This is a genomic window from Pseudoalteromonas luteoviolacea H33-S, assembly GCF_001625695.1.
GTDB lineage: Bacteria > Pseudomonadota > Gammaproteobacteria > Enterobacterales > Alteromonadaceae > Pseudoalteromonas > Pseudoalteromonas luteoviolacea_B.
Window position 1 is genome coordinate 1 of record NZ_AUXY01000061.1, and the last position, 23,009, is coordinate 23,009.

Genomic DNA, 23,009 nt, shown 5'->3' on the forward strand with positions numbered 1-23,009 from the left:
ATCCCTATCTCTCCGCCACTACAATAAACATCACGTTTAAAATGTGTTGTTTTACAAACTTGGAGAGATGGCTGAGTGGTTGAAAGCACCGGTCTTGAAAACCGGCATACGTTAATAGCGTATCTAGGGTTCAAATCCCTATCTCTCCGCCATATTAAGCCCAAGCTAAGTTAGCTTGGGCTTTTTTACTTTCAAAATATATTTAGCTTAATTTAGTAGTATGCGACCAAAGTCTTATTGATGGGATTTCACTAACAAAGAAGACTTCACTAACGACATATTCTTGTAAGGAATTTGAAATGAAAAAAGTCGCAACTGCAATTGGCGTTTCAATGTTATCGCCTCTTATCATTGGCAGCGTATTAGGTGCATACTTTTATATTTCGACAGGACAAGGGCAGCTTTTTTTTCAGCTGCTAACCACTGCGATTTCAAATGCACATATTGTGGGTATGGTCATGGCGTTATGTGTTTTACCGGCGTATTTATTTTTGTATAAACGCGACAAGCTATCGTATTCGGCCTTAACAACAACAGCTCTACTAGGCGGAACTGCATTTACTTACGTGCTTGCAGTCTCTACGGGGCCAATACTCATTGCAAATGCGGTTATGAGTGCGTTTGCATCCGCACTTTTTTTATACAGTCTCAGAAGGCAATAACATTTCCTTTGAGTGTAAATTGAACAGTTGCAGTTAGATTGAGGATAAATTGGGACTTTTTCCTCTGAAAAGGTTTCATTTATTGGCTTGAAAGAGTACCTTTACTGTTTATATGTAAGAATGTTCAGTATTAATAATGCAAAAGCAAAAATTTTATGAGCTGTTAAATCAACAGGCAAAAGGGTTAATTGAAGGCGAGCACAACCACATTGCTAATATGGCGAATTTAAGTGCCTTGCTGTTTACCAACATGGAAGATATTAACTGGTCTGGTTTTTATCTTATGGATGGTGACAATGAACTCGTATTAGGCCCATTCCAAGGTAATCCTGCATGTATTCGTATTCCGGTTGGTAAAGGCGTTTGTGGCACCGCAGTGTCAGAGGCTAAAACTCAACTAGTTGAAGATGTGCATGCCTTTGCAGGTCATATTGCATGTGATGCGGCGTCTAACTCTGAAATTGTAATACCTATATATAAGCAGGGTAAAATATTTGCTGTGCTGGACATTGACAGCCCTAGTTTGGCAAGGTTTGATGAACAAGATAAACTGGGCTTAGAGGCGTTAGTTAAAAGCTTCGAGGAAACACTTTAAAATGAAAGATATGCTTAATGTACAAGACTACTTGTTCTCTAATTTTGATGTTGGGGACTGGGAAGGTGACGAAGAGCAAGTAGCAGAAACGCTCAACGAGCTTATCCATTTCGCTTGGGAAAGATTACCGGAAGATCTTGGAAGTGAGCAAATTGATCAAATTATTAATGGTATTTGGGAACATCTGCGCGGTGACATGGCTTTAATTGAAACCGAATTGGATGAACTCTTAGACTGGGTTACACACTATATTAACTCATCACTTGATGAAGATATTTAAATAGGTTTAGACATGGAAACCACAAACAAGCTAAAAGATATTAATGAGGTTCTGGAGTTTTTATACTCAGAGTTCCCTCAGTGTTTTAAACAAAAGGATGGTATAAAGCCACTTAAGGTCGGGATCTTTAAAGATATTGCTGAGAAGATCGAAGGCTCTGATAAAGTGAGCAAAACACAAGTAAGACAAGCTTTAAGAAAGTACACGTCAAGCTGGCGCTACTTAGAAGCGGTGACTAAAAATGAGTTTCGTGTCGATTTAGAAGGTGGTCAAGCTGAGAAAGTTGAGCAAGAGCACGTTGAGCACGCACAAAAAGCATTAGAAGAAAGCCGTGCGAAAATGGCTAAGCGCAAGAAGCAGCAAAGACCTCGCAACGACGGTGACACAAAGTCTTACAAATCAAAAGGGCCTGGCCAAGCACGCCATGCTAACAAAAAGCCTAGAGTTAATAAGAAACCAGCTCAACAACAGCAGCGCAGAAGCTCTGGAAAAGTTGAACCTCTTCCTGCAAATGAGGTCAAGGTTAATAACAAAGTAAAAGTTAAACTTGGTCAAGCGCTAGTTAACGCAACGATTACTGAAGTCAATAAAGACGAGGTACATGTTGAACTTGTAACTGGTATGCAGGTTAAGACAAAGGCTGATAGTCTATTTATTCTATAAGGAGTAGTGTATGAGTAAAAATTTACCACTCATTGGGGCAGTTGCATTGTTTGTTGCAAACACGTGTTTTGCAGCTAATAGCGTTGTAACAGAAAAAGACATACCTGTGCTAAAACCTGAATTACAGCACGCAACAGCTACGAAAAGAGTGACAGATAAATTTACTCAGAACCACTACAAACGTTTTAAACTGAATTCAACATTGTCAGAAGAAATTTTTGATAGATATGTAGAAACCTTAGACTACAACAAGTCTATTTTTTTGCAGTCGGATGTTGATGGTTTTGAACAACATAAAGCAAAGTTTGATGAAGCCCTAGCTGATGGTAAGTTAGACTTTGCTTTTGAAATGTTCAATGTGAGCTTACAGAGACGGTTTGAGCGATTCCAATATGCCATTTCTTTATTAGATAAAGAGATGAAATTTGATACGCCAGATGCGTTTTACTTTGACCGTGAAGAGGTCGTTTTTGCTAAAGACCAAGCGGAACTCAATGAGTTTTGGCGCCAAAGAGTCAAATCTGATGCCTTGCGATTAAAGCTAACGGGTAAGGATTGGGAAGGCATAAAAGAGATTTTAACTAAGCGCTACAAAAACGCTCAAAAGCGATTAGTTCAAACCAATAGTGAAGATGCATATCAAATTGTTATGAATGCATTCGCTAGAAGCATCGAAGCACACACATCTTACCTTTCTCCTCGTAGAGCTGAGCAATTTAAGATGGATATGGACCTTGAACTTGAAGGGATCGGTGCTGTATTAAGCTACGATGAAGATTACACTGTTATTCGCAGCTTGGTTCCAGGTGGGCCTGCTGATAAAACGGAACAGATAAAAGCAGACGACAAAATCATAGGGGTAGCCCAAGATGGTGAAGAGTTTGTAGATGTTATCGGCTGGAGACTAGATGACGTGGTCGATCTGATAAAAGGACCAAAAGGCACTAAAGTCAGATTGCAATACCTTAAAGGAAGCGATTCACACGGTACTCCGAAAGTTGTTGAAATAATTAGAGACAAGATCAGGTTAGAAGATCGCGCCGCTAAGTCGTCAGTCTTTGAAGCGCAGTACTCTGATTTAACGAGTAAGATAGGTGTAATTGAAATACCTAGTTTCTATAACAACCTTTCTGAGGATGTTCTTAAAGAAATCAACTCCCTCAAAGCAGAGAAAGTTGACGGTATTATTATTGACCTTAGACAGAATGGTGGTGGCTCACTTTACGAAGCTAAGAAGCTGTCTGGACTGTTTATTGATAAAGGGCCAATCGTACAAATTCACACTGCGCAAAATCGTTTAGACGTACAAAAAGATCAAGACGGTAAAACATATTACAGCGGCCCGATGACAGTGTTAGTTGACCGCTATAGTGCTTCAGCATCTGAGATTTTTGCAGCTGCAATGCAAGATTATGGCCGTGCAATTGTTATTGGTGAGCAAACATTCGGTAAAGGTACTGTGCAGCAACATAAAGGGCTGAGAAGAACTTACGATTTGTTCGAAAACCCACTTGGTAGCATTACCTACACAATTGCTAAGTTTTATAGAATAAATGGTGGCAGTACTCAGAATAAAGGTGTGATCCCAGATATTTTATTGCCGTCTTTTATTGAGCCAGAAGAGTGGGGCGAAAGCCAAGAAGATAACGCATTGCCGTGGGATAGCATTGCCCGTGCCAAGTACAATACCATTGATGATTTATCATCGGTGATTGCACATTTAAATGAAAAGCACACCAAGCGTATAGCTAAAGAGCCTGAGTTTTCATACGTTTACGCCGACATTAAACGTTATAAAGATAAAGAAAACGAAGTATCAATTTCATTAGTCGAAGCGCAAAGAAAGAAAGAGCGTGAGGAAAGAGATCAAAGAGCGCTTGCCAGAACCAATGAACGTTTGAAGCGTTTAGGCCTAGAGGCAATCAAAGATTTGGATGATGCACCTGACGTTATTTCGGAGCTAGACCCCTATTTGGAAGAAACAGCACTAATCACTCAAGATATGATTAACTTTGGTAAGATTGTAAAGAACGATATTTAAACCTATTTAATGGTTTGGTATTACGAAAAAAGGCGCAACAGCGCCTTTTTTCGTTACTCCTGAACGCAAATTTGTTATTATCGTCAGCCGCAACAAGACAACATAGACTATGTTTATCAATCCGTCTTGATAATCGATACTGACAAGTACGGGTTTAATTATTATCAAACCGGATTGGTAAAAGAGTGAAAATACTCGGTCAAATAATAATACGCACCAAAATGAGTGCGAGGGGTACATAAATTTGAAACAACCAAAAACAGCATCTTCGTGGGATGCTTTTATACCAATTATTGTATTGGTCAGCTTATTAGGCGCCGCTGTTTATCTTTATGGTGACAGTTCATCGTCTGGTCCAAACCAAATCGCGTTATTGTTCGCAACGTTTACAGCGGCACTAATCGGCTTAAAAAATGGCTTCACATGGAAAACGCTTGAAGAAGCGATGATCAAAGGTATCACGATTTCGTTGGGTGCTATTTTGATCTTGCTCATGGTAGGCGCTTTAATCGGTACTTGGCTTTTATCTGGTACGGTCCCGACACTGATATATTATGGATTGCAGATCATCAATCCGTCTTGGTTCTATGCCGCAAGCTGTTTAATCTGTGGTATTGTCGCCATGAGTATTGGCAGCTCTTGGACCACGGCCGCAACAATTGGTGTGGCTTTGTTAGGCGTGGCCAACGGTTTAGGGCTCGACCCCGTTGTGACCGCGGGTGCCGTGATATCTGGCGCCTATTTTGGCGATAAACTCAGTCCGTTGTCAGAGACAACTAACCTAGCGCCAGCAGTGGCAGGCAGTGACCTGTTTGATCACATTCAGCATATGCTTTGGACTACGGTACCAAGTTTTGTTATTGCCTTGATTATTTTCATTGTAATGGGCTTTAACGCTGATGTTGCAAGTGATGCGAGTAAAATTGATGCAATCAGCACGATTTTACAAGACAATTTTAATATCAATATTTTGATGCTCGTCCCACTGGTTATTTTACTTGGCCTTGCAATTAAGAAGATGCCGGCATTTCCAGCGATATCAATTGGTGCTGTCGTCGGCGCTGTGTGGGCATTACTTTTCCAAGGTGATTTAATTGCAAGTCAAATAGATGCGTCTCAAGGTGAACTTGTTGGGCAGTTTAAGCTGATTTGGGCAACTTTTTTTGATGGGTTTAGTGTTCAAACTGGCGATGCAAAAATGGATGATTTACTCAGTGGTGGAGGTATGTCAAGCATGTTGACAACAACATGGTTGATCATGACAGCCCTGATGTTCGGTGCCATCATGGAGAAAACAGGCTTACTAGAAGTTTTTGTTCGTAGTATTCTTCGCATAGCGAAAAGCACCGGCTCACTTATTGCTTCAACAATAGCAACATGTTTTGGTACGAACCTTGTTGCAGCCGACCAATATATCGCGATTGTGGTCCCTGGTAGAATGTTCAAAGAAGAATACAAAAAGCGTGGTCTTCAGAGCGTTAATTTATCTAGGACGCTTGAAGATGGTGGAACGATTACTAGCCCGTTAATACCATGGAATACCTGTGGTGCATATATGCAAAGTGTACTATTGATTAACCCATTAGATTATGCAGTTTACGCTTTCTTCAATTTAATCAACCCGCTTTTAGCAATCGTTTATGGCTATCTTGGTGTCAAAGTCTTAAAGCTAAAACCAAGAGAACAAGATTAAAATAGGCAGGCTCCAAATACTGGGGCCTTTTTTATTGTCTAAACAGTCAGATAACCCATCTAAACTTATTTGCAAGCTACATTTCCCTCATTTAATATTATAAAATCTCGTTTAACTTATGTATGTGTCCTTAATGGATGCATGTGTATATATATTAGACACTTGCATGATTTAGGTAGCAAAGATTGGCGGATAGGTGGTGTTAATCATATTGCGCTATTTTATGCGATGAAGGAATTTTAATGACACAAAAACCGCAAGCTAAATTATTGGCAGATTATCAGCCACCAAGTCACCAAGTGGATCATATTGACCTCACATTTAACTTATCACCGTTAAAAACCCGTGTAATCGCAAAGTATGAATTGCAAGCGAATGGTGCGCAACCATATGTTCAGCTTGATGGCGTTGATTTAACGCTTATTTCACTCAAAGTTGATGGCCAGCCACACTCTGATTTTACCCAGCTAGTTGATGGAATAAAGATCAACTCTGTGCCTGCATCCTTTTCCCTCGAAATAGAAACTGAGATTGCCCCTGAACAGAATACGTCACTTGAAGGGTTATATCTTTCTGATGGTGCATATTGCACGCAGTGTGAAGCTGAAGGCTTTAGGAAAATAACCTACTTCTTCGATAGGCCTGACGTATTAGCGACTTATAAAGTTACCGTAATAGGGGATAAATCATTTCCGTTTTTACTTTCCAATGGTAATCAAGTTGATTCGGGAGAGCTAGAAGGTGGGCGACACTTCGTTGCTTGGGAAGACCCGTTTAAAAAGCCATCTTATCTATTTGCTCTGGTTGCAGGTGATTTTGATACCCTTGAAGATAAGTTTGTGACTAAAACAGGTCGTGAGGTTAAGCTGCAGTTATTCGTCGACAAGGGCAATTTATCAAAAGCCCCTCATGCGATGACGTCTCTGAAAAAGTCGATGCAATGGGATGAGGAGCGTTTCAATTTAGAATACGACCTTGATATCTACATGATTGTTGCAGTCGACTTCTTTAATATGGGCGCAATGGAAAACAAAGGTCTGAATGTTTTTAATAGTGCTTGTGTACTTGCTAATCAAGAAACAGCGACGGATAGAGATTATCACGTTATTGAATCCATTGTTGGTCATGAATACTTCCATAACTGGACCGGTAACCGTGTAACTTGCCGCGATTGGTTTCAGCTGAGTTTAAAAGAAGGTTTGACTGTTTTTAGAGATCAAGAGTTTAGCAGTGACTTAGGCTCTAGAGCATTAAACAGAATTGACGCTGTTAATGCGATGCGCACGCATCAGTTTGCAGAGGACGCGGGCCCTATGGCGCATCCTATCCGCCCTGAAAAAGTCATAGAGATGAATAACTTTTATACGGTGACTGTTTACAATAAAGGCGCTGAAGTGATCCGCATGATGCATACCTTGCTTTCGGAGGAGGGCTTCCAGCGAGGTATGAAGTTATATTTCGAACGTCACGATGGTCAAGCTGTAACCTGCGATGATTTTGTTAATGCCATGGCTGATGCAACAAATACCGATCTGAGTCAGTTTAAATTGTGGTATCAACAATTTGGTACGCCAACACTACATGTTAAAACCAAATATGACGCACAAGCAAAAACATATCAAATAGATATCACCCAGACTCACGCAAAGAACGATCCGGTGACCGAGCCTCTACATATCCCCGTAGCGATTGAATTACTTGATGAAAATGGCAAAGCGATTGCTCTTAAGGGAGCACCTTTAAAGCAAGGTAAAGTACTAGAGTTAACCGAAGAAAAGCAAACTTTTGTGTTTGAGGATATCGGTTCAGTACCAACTCCTGTTCTATTAGAGGACTTTTCTGCGCCGTGTTTACTTGAGTATGAATATTCCTTGTCTCAGCTGAGTCATATTGCAAAATATGCATCAAGCTATTATGCAAGATGGGAAGCGATGCAAATATTGTTTACTCAGCAAATACGCGCTTATGTCGATTGTGAAGAAAATAATCAAACTATGTTTGGTGAGTTATCTTCTGTGCTAGAAAGCCTATTTGAAAATAAGCCAGATGATTTAGCAATTTTGGCTGAGTACATTTCAGTGCCAAACTTTGACACACTGTCAGGTGGTTACGATGTTGTGCCTGTAGATGCTTTATGCCAAGCAATTGAACGTCTTGAGCGACAAATTGCAGACTTACTAGAAACTCAGTTAGCTGAATTCTATCAAAGTGTTAAGGACAGCGGTGGGTTAAGTGCTGAAGATGTGGCGATCAGAGCGCTACGTAATAAGAGTCTCTATTATCTGTCACTCTCGACGGCCAATGTATCAGATTGGTTGAAAGAGCAGGCCAGCTCTTCGAATATGACAACTAAACTGGGTGGGTTAAAGAGTGCACTAAACGCTCAGCATCCACTGTCAACAGAATTAATGCAAGAGTTTGATACACAATGGAATCATGATCTACTTGTCATGGATAAATGGTTTGCACTGCACGCAACAAGTCAGTCAGATAAGTGCATAGACGTGATCCTATCATTGTATGAACACCCATGCTTTGATAAGTCCAACCCGAATAGAGTGAGATCTTTGGTTGGTACCTTTGCAAGGATGAATCCTAAACAATTCCATAGACCTGACGGTAAAGGCTATGAATTATTAGGTAACTTAATCGCTGAGCTTAATGAACTTAATCCACAAAATGCATCAAGAATTATTACTCCACTCTTATCTTTTAAGCGGTTTGATGAAAGCCGACAACAAAAGATGCGAACACAACTTGAGCGTTTAGCAGGAATTTCAGACTTAAGTGATGATCTATATGAGAAAATTGATAGAGCATTAAACTGATACATGCAAGAATATTACTTTTATTTAAGACTGACCCATGAGCAGTGCCTTGCTTATTATGAAGGGGATATTGAATCTATTCAGGTTGTGGAAGATGGTGGGAAGCGGATCCGCTTTCCAGCAGCACACATCAGAAGGTTTGTATCCAGCATTGGTGTGAATGGGCGTTTTAGATTACAGCTTGACGGTAGCAACCGATTTATCGCACTTGAAAAGGTGACATAAGCACTAAAAAGGCTTTGTGGGATAAAGTATTTTTGTTAATTCGGTTTGTTTTAAACTTAAATTACGTGTTATAACTATTCTGGTAAGACGTCTTACCAAGGTTAAAAGACGGTCTAAAAAGTTAAAAATGCACCGAACGAACGCGTAAAATTTGTAATTTTCGATTTTCGCTTCTATCGTTACGACAACAAAAAACAATAACTTGATTAGATTTACCCGCCATAAGGGGGAGAAATAATGATAAAAAAAGCGCGCTTTACTAAGAACAAGATTATGCTTGGACTTGGAGCAGCCATTTTCGGAACGGTTGGCATGCATGCGCAAGCCGCTAATTTCCAAGTCGGTGATTTTGAGATAACGTTCGATTCAACGTTCTCATATGGACAAAGTATTCGTGTTGAAGACCGAGACTTTGGAATTATCGGTAAGAGTAACCACCCTAGGTTTAATTGGAGTGGGTACAATGCCTCAACGGGCAATACCTTGTACTCTTCTTCACAAGTTTGGAGCCAAGAAGGTGCTTACTCTAACAATGGTGATGCAGGCAACTTAAACTTTGACGCTGGTGATACTTTTTCTCAACAGTTAAAAGGCACACACGAATTTGCCATCACTAAAGATAATTATGGTTTCTTCTCTCGCTTTATGTACTTCTATGACTTTGCGATGGAAGACGGTGATTTTGCTTACCGTAACCCAGTGTCTGGTCAACATGTAGACCCATGTGCAGATGACGATACGAAAGAACAGGTTTGTTCTGACGCTAGATTGTTAGATGCCTTTGTGTGGGCTGATTTTGATTTAAACGACGGCAATAATCCGCTGTCTATTCGTCTAGGTCAACAAGTAATCAACTGGGGTGAAAGTACATTAATATCGCATGGTATTAACGTAAACCCTGTTGATATCGACCGTTTGAAAGCGCCGGGCTCTGAGTTAAAAGAAGCATTTATCCCTGTCGGTATGCTTTGGGCTTCATTGGGCATTACTGAAAATGTCACTCTAGAAGCATTTTATCAATACCAGTGGCACGAGACTCGCTTGCCAGCGACAGGTAGTTATTTCTCGACGAATGATTTTGCATCAGCAAATGGTTATTCGCAAAATGTACAACTTGGTTTCACGTCAAACCCAGATATCGACTTACATCATCTAACTGAAGCTTTAAATTCTTTGCAGTCTAACTGGGTTGGTGCACTTGCTGCACAAGGTTTAGACGTCACAGATCAAAACGTATTGAGCAGTCCTGATGCATTGCAAATGCTATCGTCTATGTACCTTGCTTATCCAACAAGAGTTGCGTTAAAAGGTAAGGGTGACGCGGGTAAAACAGATGCTGATGACAGTGGCCAATTCGGTATTCGTTTAGGTATGTTTGTGCCTGAGCTGAATGATACTGAGATTGCGCTTTATCATATTAATTATCACAGCCGTAGACCGCTTATTTCTGGTAAAGCATCTAACTTTACTACCGGTGCGATAATGCAGGATCTTAACTATATTCAGAATAATAAGATCACTGAAGACAATATCACGAACCTGAACGCTTTCACGCAAGCGGTTATTGTTTATCCTGAAGATATTAAACTTTATGGCTTGAGCTTTAACACGGCAATTGGTGAAACAGCTTTCTCTGGTGAATTTGCTTACCGTCAAGACGAGCCGCTTCAAATTGATGATGTGGAGCTTTTATATGCTGGCATGGTTGAGCAGTTAGCTGCGGCAGGCATTCGCGAAGATTTTGAAGGCTTCTCTCAATTAAGCCAAGGTAATGATGTTTCTTATGTTCAGCCTGGCGAAGTTGCACAAGGTTTCGTATTAAAAGATACGATGCAGCTACAATTCACAGCAACGCATTTATTCGGTCCATCACTTGGCGCGGATAGCTGGGCGGTTGTCGGTGAACTAGGTGCTGTTACGATTAAAGACATGCCTTCTTATGATGAATTACGTCTGAATGTTGCGGGTACTGGTCGAAGCGGCACAATTGAAGGAATAGAAGGTCGTAACTACGATTTGATCCATCAAGCAGTGTCTAATGGTCCTGAAGTTAATCCATTCCCAACGGCTTCTTCATGGGGTTACCGTCTGATCGCTAAAGGTGAATACAACAATTTATTCTCAGGTGTAAACTTCTCACCACGAGTTGTGTTTTCACATGACGTAAACGGAACAACACCAGATCCAATGTTCTTGTTTGTTGAGGATAGAAAGTCGATGGGTGTGAACCTTAACTTTAGCTATCAAAATGCATGGTCATTTGATTTAGGGTACAACACGTTCTGGGGCGGTGGTGCAACAAACACATTCTCAGATCGCGATTTTGTATCATTTAATATTAAGTACTCAATTTAAGGGCTTTCGATATGTTTAGAAAACCTACACTACTAGCAGCATCAATAATGACAATAATGGCTGCACCAATTGCTTTAGCGAAAATGACACCTGAAGAGGTTGATCGCTTAGGTAAAGACTTATCACCAATCGGCGCTGAAGTTGCGGCTAATGCTGATGGCTCAATCCCTGCTTGGACTGGCGGTATAACTAAGCCACCTGCAAACTTTAAGCCTGGTATGCACCATCCAGATCCGTATGCGGACGACAAGATCTTATTTACTATCGATAAGAGCAATCTTGATAAATATAAAGATAACTTGAGCCCTGGCCAAATTGCTTTATTTGAAACGTACCCTGATACGTTTAAGATGAATATCTATCAAACGCGACGAAGCGCGGCTTATCCGCAGTTTGTATACGATGCGACTAAAAAGTACGCATCAACGGCTGAGCTGATTGAAGGCGGTAACGGGATTAAAAATACAGCGATTGGTATTCCATTCCCAATTCCAGAAAATGGCTTAGAAGCGATTTGGAACCACTTATTAAGATATCGTGGCTTGTCTATTGAACGTAACGGTGGTCAGGCAATGCCAACGGCTTCTGGCTCTTATAACATCATTGGCTTTGATGAGAAGCTACTGGTTAAGTATTCAGATCCAAGTGCAACACCAGAAGAGCTACAAAAATCTAATGTGTTATTTAAGTTCAAGCAGAAGGTAACTGAGCCTGCGCGATTGGCGGGTACAGCATTACTTGTGCACGAAACAATGGACCAAATATTAACACCACGACAAGCATGGACGTACAACACAGGTCAGCGTCGAGTTCGTCGTGCACCTAACGTTGCATATGATGCACCGGGAACAGCGTCTGATAGCTTACGTACAACAGATGACTTTGACATGTTCAACGGTTCTCCTAACCGTTATAACTGGACATTAAAAGGCAAAAAAGAGATGTACATTCCGTACAACAGCTATAAATTACATAGCGACTCTTTGAAGTATGAAGACATTCTGAAGGCCGGTCACATTAATCCAGATCACGTACGTTATGAAAAACACCGCGTATGGGTTGTTGAAGCGAACCTTAAAGAGGGAACACGTCACATTTATAAAAAGCGTGTATTCTTCATCGATGAAGATAGCTGGCAAATTCATGTAGCGGACTTGTACGACAACCGTGACCAAATGTACCGTGTTGCGATGGCACATGGTATTAACTATTACGACGTACCGACACATTGGAGTACACTAGACGTATACCACGATTTAAACTCTCGTCGTTATCTAGCAATCGGCCTAGACAACGAAGAAAAAATGTATGACTTTACACAGTCATTCCAAGACAATGAGTTTACTCAAAGTGCACTTCGTCGAGAGGGAAGACGTTAATATAACGTCTTTCGGGGTCAATTAATTTTGATCTTTCTACACTCTATTAAAACTGGACATCAATATGTCCAGTTTTATCCCCCCAGTCATTCACGACATTTTTATTTGAGTATTCATAATGATTAAGAAGTTAATTGCAACCTCGATTGCAGTGTTCGTTATGCAAAGTGAAGCTATTGGCAGCGCCTCAGAAGCGTTGAGAGTTGCACACCCAGAGAAAACCTTGCTAACTGATATTACCAATAGCGGAAAGAAACTTGTTGCCGTAGGGAAGCATGGGACAATAGTGTACAGTGATGATGGTTCAAATTGGGAGCAAGCGCATGTACCAATCCAATCTCTCTTAACTGCGGTGGAATTTACATCGGCAAAAAGAGGCTGGGCGTGTGGTCATGACGCTTCGATTTTAAATACCACCGACGGTGGCGTCTCTTGGCAAATCCAACAATACTTGCCTGATCTAGAAAAACCTTGTTTAGATATTGAGTTTGTAGATGATAAGCAAGGTTTCGCAATTGGTGCATACGGCATGATGTATCAAACACAAGATGGCGGTAAAAGCTGGACTAAACGCTTTTTAAATGAGTTTGTACACCCTGATGACGTTGAGTATTTAGCTGAACTAAAGCAAGACGATCCGCAAGCATATGAAGAAGAAACGCAATTTATTTTACCTCACTTCAATCGAATGCTGATTGATGGCAACGATATTTTTCTGGTTGGCGAGATGGGCCTATTTGCGGTAAGCCGTGATTTCGGCACAACATGGGCAAGAATTGACGAATTTTATTCAGGCTCACTGTTTGCTGTAAACAAAAACAAACAAGAACAGATTATTGCAGCAGGCTTACGTGGCAACACATTTATTTCTGATAGTAAAAACGTGTCTTTTTCACCTATCAATGTGGAAAAAGCCGCGACGATTAACAGTATTGTTTCAACTGATACTGCACAAATTATGCTGGCGAACAGCGGTTTTGTTTTTACTGTAGAGGGTAAAAATGTGAAAACAAAACAGCTGAAAAACGGCAAATCTATTCTTTCAGGTGTGCTGCACAATGGTCAACTGGTGCTGGCTACAGAAGAGGGTATTCAAACAATCGAGGTTGATCGCTAATGCAGTCTATTTTAAATCAACTAGTGTATGTCGTTTTTAGGCATCGTTTTATGGTTATAGCGCTGTTTGCGCTAGCGACGGTCTTTTTAGGTTATAAGTCTACACATATCCAGCTTGATGCATCTTTCAATAAAAATATTCCTTTAAATCATGATTACATGAAGGTTTATCTAAAGCATGAAAAACAATTTGGTGGTGCGAACAGTATTTTAATCTCTGTATGTGATGCCGAAGGTGATATTTTTAATCCTGAATTCTTTACACAGCTAAAAGCGGTTCATGACCAACTTTACTTTATTCCTGGCGTGAATCGTCCTTTGGTAAACTCTATTTTTGCACCGAGTGCACGATTTGTAGAAGTCGTTGAAGATGGATTTGCAGGTGGCCCAATTATTCCTGCGAACTTCACAGCTGATGCAACAGGTCTTGCTGTAGTGAAGCAGAATATTGAAAAAGCCAAAGTGGTTGGTCGCATGGTTGCGAGTGACTATTCTTGTGCCATGGTATCTGCTCAGCTTATGGAGACAGATCCGCAAACACAGCAAAAGTTAGACACGCTCGCATTTGCAAAAAAATTAGAGTCTGAGATCCGCGAACCTTTAAGTACAGATAAAGTATCAATTCATATCATTGGTTTTGCCAAGATGGCAGGGGATATTGCTGATGGTGCAAAAGATGTAGTGTTCTTTTTTGCAATCGCCATTTTATTCACTTTCATCATGGTTTGGCTATTTTGCAAAAGCTTTAAACTGACATTGTTACCTATCGCCTGTTCGTTAATTGCGGTAGTTTGGCAGTTAGGTTTGTTATCTGTACTTGGCTTTGGTTTAGATCCAATGTCTATTCTTGTGCCATTTTTGGTCTTTGCGATTGGTGTAAGCCATGGTGTGCAAATGATCAACGCCATTGGTAAAAAGGTATCTGAAGGCGTGACCAGTAAGGTTGCTGCTGAAGCAAGCTTTAAAGCGCTGCTTATTCCGGGCGGTATCGCGCTGTTATCTGATACGATTGGCTTTATGACTTTACTTGCTATCGATATTGGTATTATCAGAGAGCTTGCTATCACAGCAAGTTTGGGTGTTGCTGTTATCATCTTTACGAACCTAATTTTACTGCCTGTTCTAGCTTCTTACTTCAAGTCTTCAAAAATGCATCGCGTTGATGATGGTAAAGCCAAAGCGAATAGCGTGTTCACTAAACTAAGAGAAAGTCTTGTTTTAGCGACGGATAGACGCTATGCCGCTGTTATTTTATTGATATCAGCTGGACTATTTGCATTTGGTTATTGGCAGTCAAAAGACATGCGTATTGGTGATTTACATGCAGGTGCACCTGCGCTGCATGAAGACGCGCGCTATAACCTAGATACTTTCTTGATTTCAGATCGCTATGAGATATCTTCGGATATTTTAAAAGTATTGGTAGAAGCGTACCCAGCGGCATGTACTGAACACGATACCATGGATAGAGTAAGTCGTTTTCAGTGGCGAGTGGAAAACTTAGACGGGGTGCAATCCGCAGTTTCATTGAGCTCTGTAGCACAAGCTGTCAATGCAGGTTACAACGAAGGTAACTTAAAGTGGCAAACCTTGCCAAGAAATGGCGCGTCTTTAGTTCAAGCGACTTCTCGCGTTGAAACGAGTACGGGTTTATTAAATGGCGACTGTTCTGTTATGCCGATCATCATTTTCATGGACGATCATAAAGCTGAAACCATTGACCATGTTGTGTCGGAAATTAAGCGGTTTGCTCAAGAAGAAGGAACAGACCGTGTAAGTTTTAAACTCGCATCTGGACCAATTGGTGTGATGGCTGCAACAAATGAATCTGTCGCTGCTGCACAATTACCAATGATGATCTATGTTTATGGTGCGGTGATTATTTTATGCCTTATCAGCTTTAGAAGTATAAGAGCAACAGTCGCAGTTGTTTTACCTCTGTATATCGTTTCAACCTTGGCGCAAGCGCTGATGGTTAAACTTGAGATTGGTCTAACCGTATCCACATTACCTGTGATTGCATTGGGTGTGGGTATAGGCGTTGACTATGGTATTTATATCTTGTCGTCAATGATGAACCAATTAAAGCAAGGTATGCCATTGTCGGCTGCGTATCGCAATGCATTGGCTGAACGAGGAAGTGCTGTATTGTTCACAGGTATTACCTTGGCCATAGGTGTGAGTACGTGGATTTTCTCTGCATTAAAGTTCCAAGTTGACATGGGCATATTGCTTACGTTTATGTTCTTGGTAAATATGTTGGGCGCTGTGCTGTTATTACCTGCGATAGGGACTTTTATCTGGCCAGACCAGAAAAAAAAGTGTGAATAATTGTGCTCTTAAATGGCCTTAATTGGCCATTTATATCTACAATTTGTGAATATATGACCAACTGGCTGAAAAGCCTCAAATGTTTTTGTCAAAAAAGCTTTTTATTAGCGCCAGAAAGGTTAAAATCCTCTGGACTCCACGCTAATAATTGGCTGTACAAATAATCTACCGTTCAAAGGTGGTATAGATTAAGGAACACATAATGACACAAAGTGAAGGTCCAGCATCGGTTATCCTTGATAACGTTTGCAAGTTGATCCAGAAAAAAGTTCATGCCGATAACGTGTCGCTCGTTGAAACATTCGCCAAAGCCTTGTACAGCAACATGTCTAAAGAGGACTTGGCTAATCGTAACGACAGCGACCTGTACGGTGCTGCTCTGAGTCTGTGGAATTCTCTTGAAAAGAATACTTCAGAAGACGCAGTTATCCGTGTATTCAACCCTGAAGTTGCGAAAGATGGCTGGCAATCGTCTCACACGATTGTAGAGATCATTTCAGATGATATGCCATTTTTGGTTGACTCAGTGCGTATGGCGCTAAGCCGTAAGAATATTGCTTCGCATCTACTTTTACACTGCCCTCTCAAGATCAACCGTGACCAAGAAGATAAAATCTCAGCTGTTTCAGGTTTAAAAACTGAACAAGAATCTTCATCTACTAAGACTGTTTTCTTTATTGAGATTGACCGTCAAACAGACGAGTCGGTCATTGCTGACTTTACGCAAGAATTAGAATCAGTGTTAAAGGATGTTTCTGTAGCGGTTGAAGACTGGTTACTTATCAGAGATAAGTTGGTTGCAGTTGGTGAAGATATTCCTAATCGCAAACACAGCTCTTCTGAACAAGAACTCAGTGAAGCGGTTGAATTCCTTGATTGGCTTGCGCGTGATAACTTCACGTTCATGGGATACCGTCAGTATGACCTTGTGCCAGTTCAAGGTGACTACGAGCTTAAGCCTGTAGCAGGTTCAAGCTTAGGTCTAATGAAAAACTCTTCTGAAAGTAGTCGTCTGTTATCAGAACTACCAGAAGTTGCGCGCCTTGAAGCTCGCAGTAAAAACTTATTGATCTTAACCAAGACAAACTCTCAATCTCGCGTTCATCGTCCAGCACATATTGATTATGTTGGTATTAAGCGTTTTGATAAAGAGGGCAACGTGATTGGTGAAGATCGTTTCATCGGTCTTTTCTCTTCAAGTTTTTACAACAACAGTGCTTCTGACGTTCCTGTATTAAAGAGTAAAATTGCGCGCATTATGGAGCAGTGTGATTTTGCTAAAGGAACTCACGCTTACAAAGCAGTGCTTAATATCTTAGAGACGTATCCACGTGACGAGCTTGTGCAGGCTCGTGAATCTGAGTTATTAGATGTTGCAACGGGTGTATTACAAACCCAAGAGCGTGATATGTGTCGTCTATTCGTTAGAAGAGACGTATATGGACGTTTCTTCTCTTGTATGGTCTATGTACCGCGTGAGAGATACAATACCGCGCTTCGTCGCGAAACTCAGAAATTGTTAGGCGATGCCTTTGGGTCTAACGAAAAAGTTGAGTTCACTACATTTTTCTCAGAGTCTACATTGGCAAGAACGCATTATATTGTTCGTGTAGCTGACAACAACATTAAGTACAACGTGAAAGAAATCGAAAATAATTTAGTAGAAGCTGCCCGTACTTGGGAAGATAAACTACAAACAGCTTTGCTTGCGGGCGAAGGTGAAGCACGCGGTAACGAGTTAAACCGTAAATATGCAACGGCTTTCCCTCGCGCATACAAAGACGAAGTTTTGCCAAGCGCTGCTGTCGTTGATATCTCAAAACTTGAGAAGTTGAGCGATGAGAACAAGCTTGAAATGTTGTTCTACAGACCTCAAGAAGAAGCGAATTCACAAATCGTTCGCTTAAGCTTGTTCCATAAAGATGAGCCAATTCACCTTTCAGACGTGATGCCAATGCTAGAAAACTTTGGCTTACGCGTAATCGGTGAAACACCTTTTGCGGTTAAGACAAGTGATGGTCAAGTTAATTGGATCATGGATTTCTCTATGCTGTTAGACAGCAAAGGGCTAGCAGATTTTGATAAAGTATCAGCACGTTTCCGCGCTGCACTTATCAACGTTTGGAACAACCGTCTAGAAAATGATGGCTTCAACCGTTTAGTTTTAAAAGCGGGTTCTACGGGCCGCGAAGCATCTATCCTTCGTGCATACGCTAAATATATGCGCCAGATTGGTGTGACTTTCTCACAGTCTTACATCGAAAATACGTTCGAGCATTATCCTCACATCGCAAACCAATTGGTTGAGTTGTTTGAGAAGAAATTCTGCCCACAGAAGAAAGTTGCGCAAAAGTCACTTGATAAGCTAGTAGAGAAAATCTACCACGAGCTGGAAAGTGTAGCTAACCTTGATGATGACCGTATCATTCGTCTTTACGTAGCAATGATTGATGCGACGCTAAGAACGAACTTCTACCAAAAAGAAGCGGATGGCTCTAACAAATCATACGTTTCATTCAAAATTCAGCCAAGCGCAATTCCAGAAATGCCGTTGCCGTTACCTGCATTTGAAATCTTTGTATACTCTCCTCGTATCGAAGGTGTTCACTTACGTGGTGGTAAGGTTGCGCGCGGTGGTTTACGTTGGTCTGACCGTCGTGAAGACTTCCGTACAGAAGTGCTTGGCCTAGTTAAAGCACAGCAGGTTAAGAACACTGTAATCGTACCTGTTGGCTCTAAAGGCGGCTTCGTATGTAAACAGTTACCAAATGACCGTGAAGGTTTCTTCCGTGAAGGACAAGAGTGCTACAAGATCTTCATCCGTGGTCTGTTAGATATCACAGATAACATCATTCACGGTGACATCGTGCCGCCTGTAGATGTAGTTCGTCATGATGAAGATGACCCATATCTAGTAGTTGCTGCCGATAAAGGTACAGCGACATTCTCAGATATCGCCAACGGTATTGCTGATGAATATAACTTCTGGCTAGGTGATGCATTTGCATCAGGTGGTTCAATTGGTTATGACCACAAGAAGATGGGTATCACAGCTAAAGGTGCTTGGGAGTCAGTTAAACGTCACTTCCGTGAAATGGACATTGACTGTCAAACAACTGATTTCACAGCGGTTGCTATTGGTGATATGGCGGGTGACGTATTCGGTAATGGTATGTTGCTATCTGAGCACACGCGCTTAGTTGCTGCATTTAACCACATGCACATCTTCATTGATCCAAACCCAGACGCAGCGAGCTCTTACAAAGAGCGTGCACGTATGTTCGAATTACCACGTTCATCGTGGGAAGACTATGATGCAAGCTTAATTTCTCAAGGTGGCGGTATTTTCTCTCGTGCAGCGAAGTCAATCACGCTAACACCAGAAATTAAGAAAATGCTTGGTACTAAGAAAGCAAGCATGACACCAACTGAGTTGATTAAAGCGCTTCTAATGATGCCAGTTGATCTACTTTGGAATGGTGGTATCGGTACTTATATCAAGGCGAAAAACGAAAGTGACGCGGATGTAGGTGACAGAGCGAATGATGCACTACGTATCAATGGCTCTGAGCTTGGTGCTAAGATCTTCGGTGAAGGCGGTAACTTAGGTGCTACCCAACTTGGTCGTATCGAGTTTGCAGCTAAAGGCGGTCGTATTAACACTGACTTTATCGATAACGTTGGTGGTGTTGCATGTTCAGATAACGAAGTAAACATTAAGATTTTACTTAATGGTTTAGTTGCTGAAGGTGACCTTACGAAGAAACAACGTGACGAATTGCTATATGCAATGACTGACGAAGTGTCTGAACTTGTACTTGCTGATTGTTACCGTCAAACACATACATTGTCTGTAACTAAGTCAAAAGGTCCTGCGACACTTAAAGAAAAGATCCGCTTCATCCACGCACTTGAAAAAGACGGTAAGCTTGATAGAAACATTGAATTCTTACCAAGTGATGAAGAGCTAGCAGAGCGCGCTGCAGCCGGTCTTGATTTAACTCGTCCAGAGCTTTCTGTTCTAGTTTCTTATTCTAAGATGGTACTAAAAGAAACATTAGTGGTTGATGAAATCACTGAAAACCCTTATTACCGTCAGCTACTAGTAAACTCTTTCCCTGTGCCTCTTCGTGACCGCTTTAACGCAGCAATGGATGAGCACCCGCTGAGAAAAGAGATCATTGCTACTAAGCTTGCTAACAATATCGTAAACGATATGGGCTTGAACTTCATGATCCGCATGCATGAAGAAACAGGCGCAACAGAAGCTGAAATTGCACTTTGTTACTCAATTGCATGTGCGACATTCGAGATGTCAGAAACATGGGCTGAAATTTCAGCGCTTGATAACAAGATCCCATCAGCTGTACAAACAGAAATGTTGTATCAGTTACGTCGTACAGTTCGTCGTGTTACGCGCTGGTTCTTACGCCACCGTAACAAAGCACTGAGCATTGAAGAAACAATTGAGTTCTTCGCACCGACATTTGCAGACTTAAGCGCTAACCTGACAACTTACATGGTTGAAGAAGAAAGTGCGCGTCTTGCTGAGAAAGCAGCTGAGTTAACATCAGAAGGTGTTCCACAAGCATTAGCGGATCGCATCGTATCACTATCTAGCTTGTTCTCAGTGATGGATCTTGCAGAAGTTGCAAACAACGCGAAGCGTGATATTTCAGTAGTATCTAACACGTACTTCAAGTTAGGTGCAAACATGGGCCTACACTGGTTCCTAGACCAAATCACTGCGCAACCAGTGGCTAACCACTGGCAGGCACTAGCACGTGCTTCATACCGTGAAGAGCTAGACTGGCAGCAGCGTGCATTGTCTGAAGTTGTTCTAAACAGCTTTGAAGGAGACGGTGAAGTTGACGCACTTATCAATCAGTGGATGGATAATCAGTCTTCACTTTTACACCGTTGGCAGCAAATGCTAGCGGAGTTTAAGACTTCTCAGAACCATGACTTTGCGAAGTTCTCAGTAGCGTTAAGAGAATTAATGTTATTAAGTCACAACTGTGACACTTCCAAATAAAAATTAACACGTTAAAATACCCCGGCAATTGCTGGGGTATTTTTTTGCCTCAAACTGTTACCAGGAACTTAAGGAGTCTCGATGTTTTACGATTTAGCACGTCGTTATATGTTTAATAAAGATGCGGAATGGGCCCACGATTTTGCTTTAGGCAATTTGCGCCGTTTCAAAAATACCCCATTAAGTCTTGCTTGGTCACAGTCTCTTCCTAAAAAGCCAGTTAACTTTTTAGGCTTAGAATTTGATAACCCAGTGGGATTAGCTGCTGGTTTAGACAAAAATGCTGAATGTATTGATGCATTTGGCCAAATGGGTTTTGGGTTTATTGAAGTAGGTACTGTTACACCTAGGCCTCAAGCTGGAAATGATAAGCCACGTATATTCCGTCTTCCAGAAGCACATGCTGTGATTAACAGAATGGGCTTTAACAATAAAGGCGTAGATAATTTAGTTGCTAACGTAAAAGCTTCAAATTATACCGGGATCCTTGGGATCAACATTGGTAAAAACAAAGATACACCAAACGAGCAGGGCAAAGATGATTACATCCATTGTATGCGCAAAGTTTTTGAACATGCATCATACATCACAGTAAACATCTCTTCACCGAATACGCCTGGCCTTCGTGATCTGCAATATGGTGAAGCGCTAGATGACTTATTACAAAGCCTTAAAAATGAGCAGGTAGACTTAATTGAAAAGCACAAAAAGTCAGTGCCAATGCTTGTTAAAATTGCGCCAGATGTTGATGCGGTGCAATTAACGCAAATCGCTGAATCACTTGTAACTAATCGCATTGACGGCGTCATTGCGACGAATACAACGTTAGCAAGAGACGCAGTACAAGGCTTAGAATTTGCAAATGAAGCTGGCGGTTTATCAGGACGTCCTGTGCGTGAAAAGTCAACGCATGTTGTTCAAGAACTAAAACGCCTTACAGAAGGCAAGCTGCCTATTATTGGTGTGGGTGGGATTGACAGCGCTGAAGCTGCGCAAGAAAAGCTCAACGCAGGTGCAGATCTCGTCCAATTGTACACTGGTTTTATTTACGAAGGACCACAATTGATCAAAAGGATCGTAAATTCTTTATAAGGATCAGTCATATTACAAAATGATCCTAAACAAATTGTTATTATAAATATTTTTACACTTGCAAAAATCGCGATATACTTCGCGTTACTGGATGAATTAATTTAATAGTAACGCGGAGGGCGATTTTGCAAGCATCAAAAGAGTGGCGTTGGCTTCAATGTCGCACACAAAACCGTTTGCTTGTTGATTTAGGCGACGAGCTTCAACTCTGCACGCCGTATCGTCTTCGCCAGCTTACTGCCGATTCTGATTCCAGCCCCACATTTAGTGTCGAAGAAGCTGCATTTTATCAAAATGTATTTGATTACTTGTGTACTTATTCTGTCTGGTCAGAAGCGCAATGTTGTCAGATTGCACTTAATGCCACTGCTGCTAAATTCCACTTGTTACCTGTCCAAGCCAAGAGTTGGTTTTTCCAAGCCTATATTGGCAATGAAGTTTTGTGTAATGCAGTCATTAGTCTTAAGTCTAAAGTCATGACAGGCGATTGTTTGATAGTTGATCATGAACGCGATGCAAGCTTGTGTATAAACCTGACCGCGAACTTCCAGCTAGATGAAAATATCAGTTTAGAGCAGTTTCAGGCCATCAAGGTTTTAAACGATCGCATTCACCCTGTATTGGCGAGTAATAAAGTCAGTAGAAGGGCTTAATCCAATCCCAGTCTGTACATAGCTGTGTTATACTCGCGTCAATTGAAATTACAGGGTTATC

15 protein-coding genes and 1 tRNA gene are annotated in these 23,009 nt (G+C 41.2%); all 16 read left to right on the forward strand.

The window, feature by feature from the left end; all coding sequences use genetic code 11:
• The first annotated feature begins 61 nt into the window (after positions 1-61).
• The 16 genes from N477_RS08065 to N477_RS08140 all read left to right on the forward strand — a co-directional run bounded on the left by N477_RS08065 (position 62) and on the right by N477_RS08140 (position 22,948).
• Positions 62-152: transfer RNA gene (locus N477_RS08065), tRNA-Ser, on the forward strand.
• 147 nt (positions 153-299) lie between these two features.
• Positions 300-662 (forward strand): hypothetical protein, encoded by a 363-nt coding sequence (locus tag N477_RS08070; RefSeq protein WP_063360862.1) that lies wholly within the window; start codon positions 300-302, stop codon positions 660-662.
• 136 nt (positions 663-798) lie between these two features.
• The gene (locus N477_RS08075) at positions 799-1,257 is read left to right on the forward strand and encodes a GAF domain-containing protein (RefSeq protein ID WP_063360861.1); all 459 of its coding nucleotides are present in this window, start codon (positions 799-801) and stop codon (positions 1,255-1,257) included.
• A gap of 1 nt (position 1,258) precedes the next feature.
• Positions 1,259-1,537: a hypothetical protein gene (locus N477_RS08080; protein WP_063360860.1), complete on the forward strand. Its 279-nt coding sequence runs from the start codon at positions 1,259-1,261 to the stop codon at positions 1,535-1,537.
• Between the two features lie 12 nt (positions 1,538-1,549).
• Entirely contained in the window at positions 1,550-2,200 is a 651-nt protein-coding gene (gene proQ / locus N477_RS08085) for an RNA chaperone ProQ (protein ID WP_063360859.1), read from the forward strand.
• A 10-nt stretch (positions 2,201-2,210) separates the two neighbouring features.
• The gene (gene prc, locus N477_RS08090) at positions 2,211-4,241 is read left to right on the forward strand and encodes a carboxy terminal-processing peptidase (RefSeq protein ID WP_063360858.1); all 2,031 of its coding nucleotides are present in this window, start codon (positions 2,211-2,213) and stop codon (positions 4,239-4,241) included.
• 244 nt (positions 4,242-4,485) lie between these two features.
• Positions 4,486-5,934, forward strand: coding sequence for a Na+/H+ antiporter NhaC (gene nhaC, locus N477_RS08095; protein ID WP_063360857.1), 1,449 nt, complete (start codon positions 4,486-4,488; stop codon positions 5,932-5,934).
• 242 nt (positions 5,935-6,176) lie between these two features.
• Positions 6,177-8,762 (forward strand): aminopeptidase N, encoded by a 2,586-nt coding sequence (gene pepN, locus N477_RS08100; protein WP_063360856.1) that lies wholly within the window; start codon positions 6,177-6,179, stop codon positions 8,760-8,762.
• Positions 8,763-8,765: 3 nt separating this feature from the next.
• Positions 8,766-8,987 (forward strand): DUF2835 family protein, encoded by a 222-nt coding sequence (locus tag N477_RS08105; RefSeq protein WP_063360855.1) that lies wholly within the window; start codon positions 8,766-8,768, stop codon positions 8,985-8,987.
• Positions 8,988-9,224: 237 nt separating this feature from the next.
• The gene (locus N477_RS08110) at positions 9,225-11,342 is read left to right on the forward strand and encodes a DUF1302 domain-containing protein (protein WP_063360854.1); all 2,118 of its coding nucleotides are present in this window, start codon (positions 9,225-9,227) and stop codon (positions 11,340-11,342) included.
• An 11-nt stretch (positions 11,343-11,353) separates the two neighbouring features.
• Positions 11,354-12,721: a DUF1329 domain-containing protein gene (locus N477_RS08115; protein ID WP_063360853.1), complete on the forward strand. Its 1,368-nt coding sequence runs from the start codon at positions 11,354-11,356 to the stop codon at positions 12,719-12,721.
• 118 nt (positions 12,722-12,839) lie between these two features.
• Positions 12,840-13,838, forward strand: a complete 999-nt coding sequence (locus N477_RS08120) for a YCF48-related protein (RefSeq protein ID WP_063360852.1) — start codon at positions 12,840-12,842, stop codon at positions 13,836-13,838.
• Positions 13,838-16,168 carry an efflux RND transporter permease subunit gene (locus tag N477_RS08125; RefSeq protein WP_063360851.1) on the forward strand — a complete coding sequence of 777 codons (2,331 nt, stop codon included), beginning with the start codon at positions 13,838-13,840 and terminating at the stop codon, positions 16,166-16,168. The genes N477_RS08120 and N477_RS08125 overlap by 1 nt, the downstream gene beginning before the upstream one ends.
• Before the next feature lie 202 nt (positions 16,169-16,370).
• A complete protein-coding gene (locus N477_RS08130) occupies positions 16,371-21,203 on the forward strand; it encodes an NAD-glutamate dehydrogenase (protein ID WP_063360850.1) in 4,833 nt (1,610 codons plus the stop codon).
• 81 nt (positions 21,204-21,284) lie between these two features.
• On the forward strand, positions 21,285-22,295 hold the full coding sequence (gene pyrD / locus N477_RS08135; protein ID WP_063360849.1) for a quinone-dependent dihydroorotate dehydrogenase: 1,011 nt from the start codon (positions 21,285-21,287) through the stop codon (positions 22,293-22,295).
• Positions 22,296-22,417: 122 nt separating this feature from the next.
• On the forward strand, positions 22,418-22,948 hold the full coding sequence (locus N477_RS08140) for a cell division protein ZapC domain-containing protein (RefSeq protein WP_063360848.1): 531 nt from the start codon (positions 22,418-22,420) through the stop codon (positions 22,946-22,948).
• Positions 22,949-23,009: the final 61 nt, after the last annotated feature.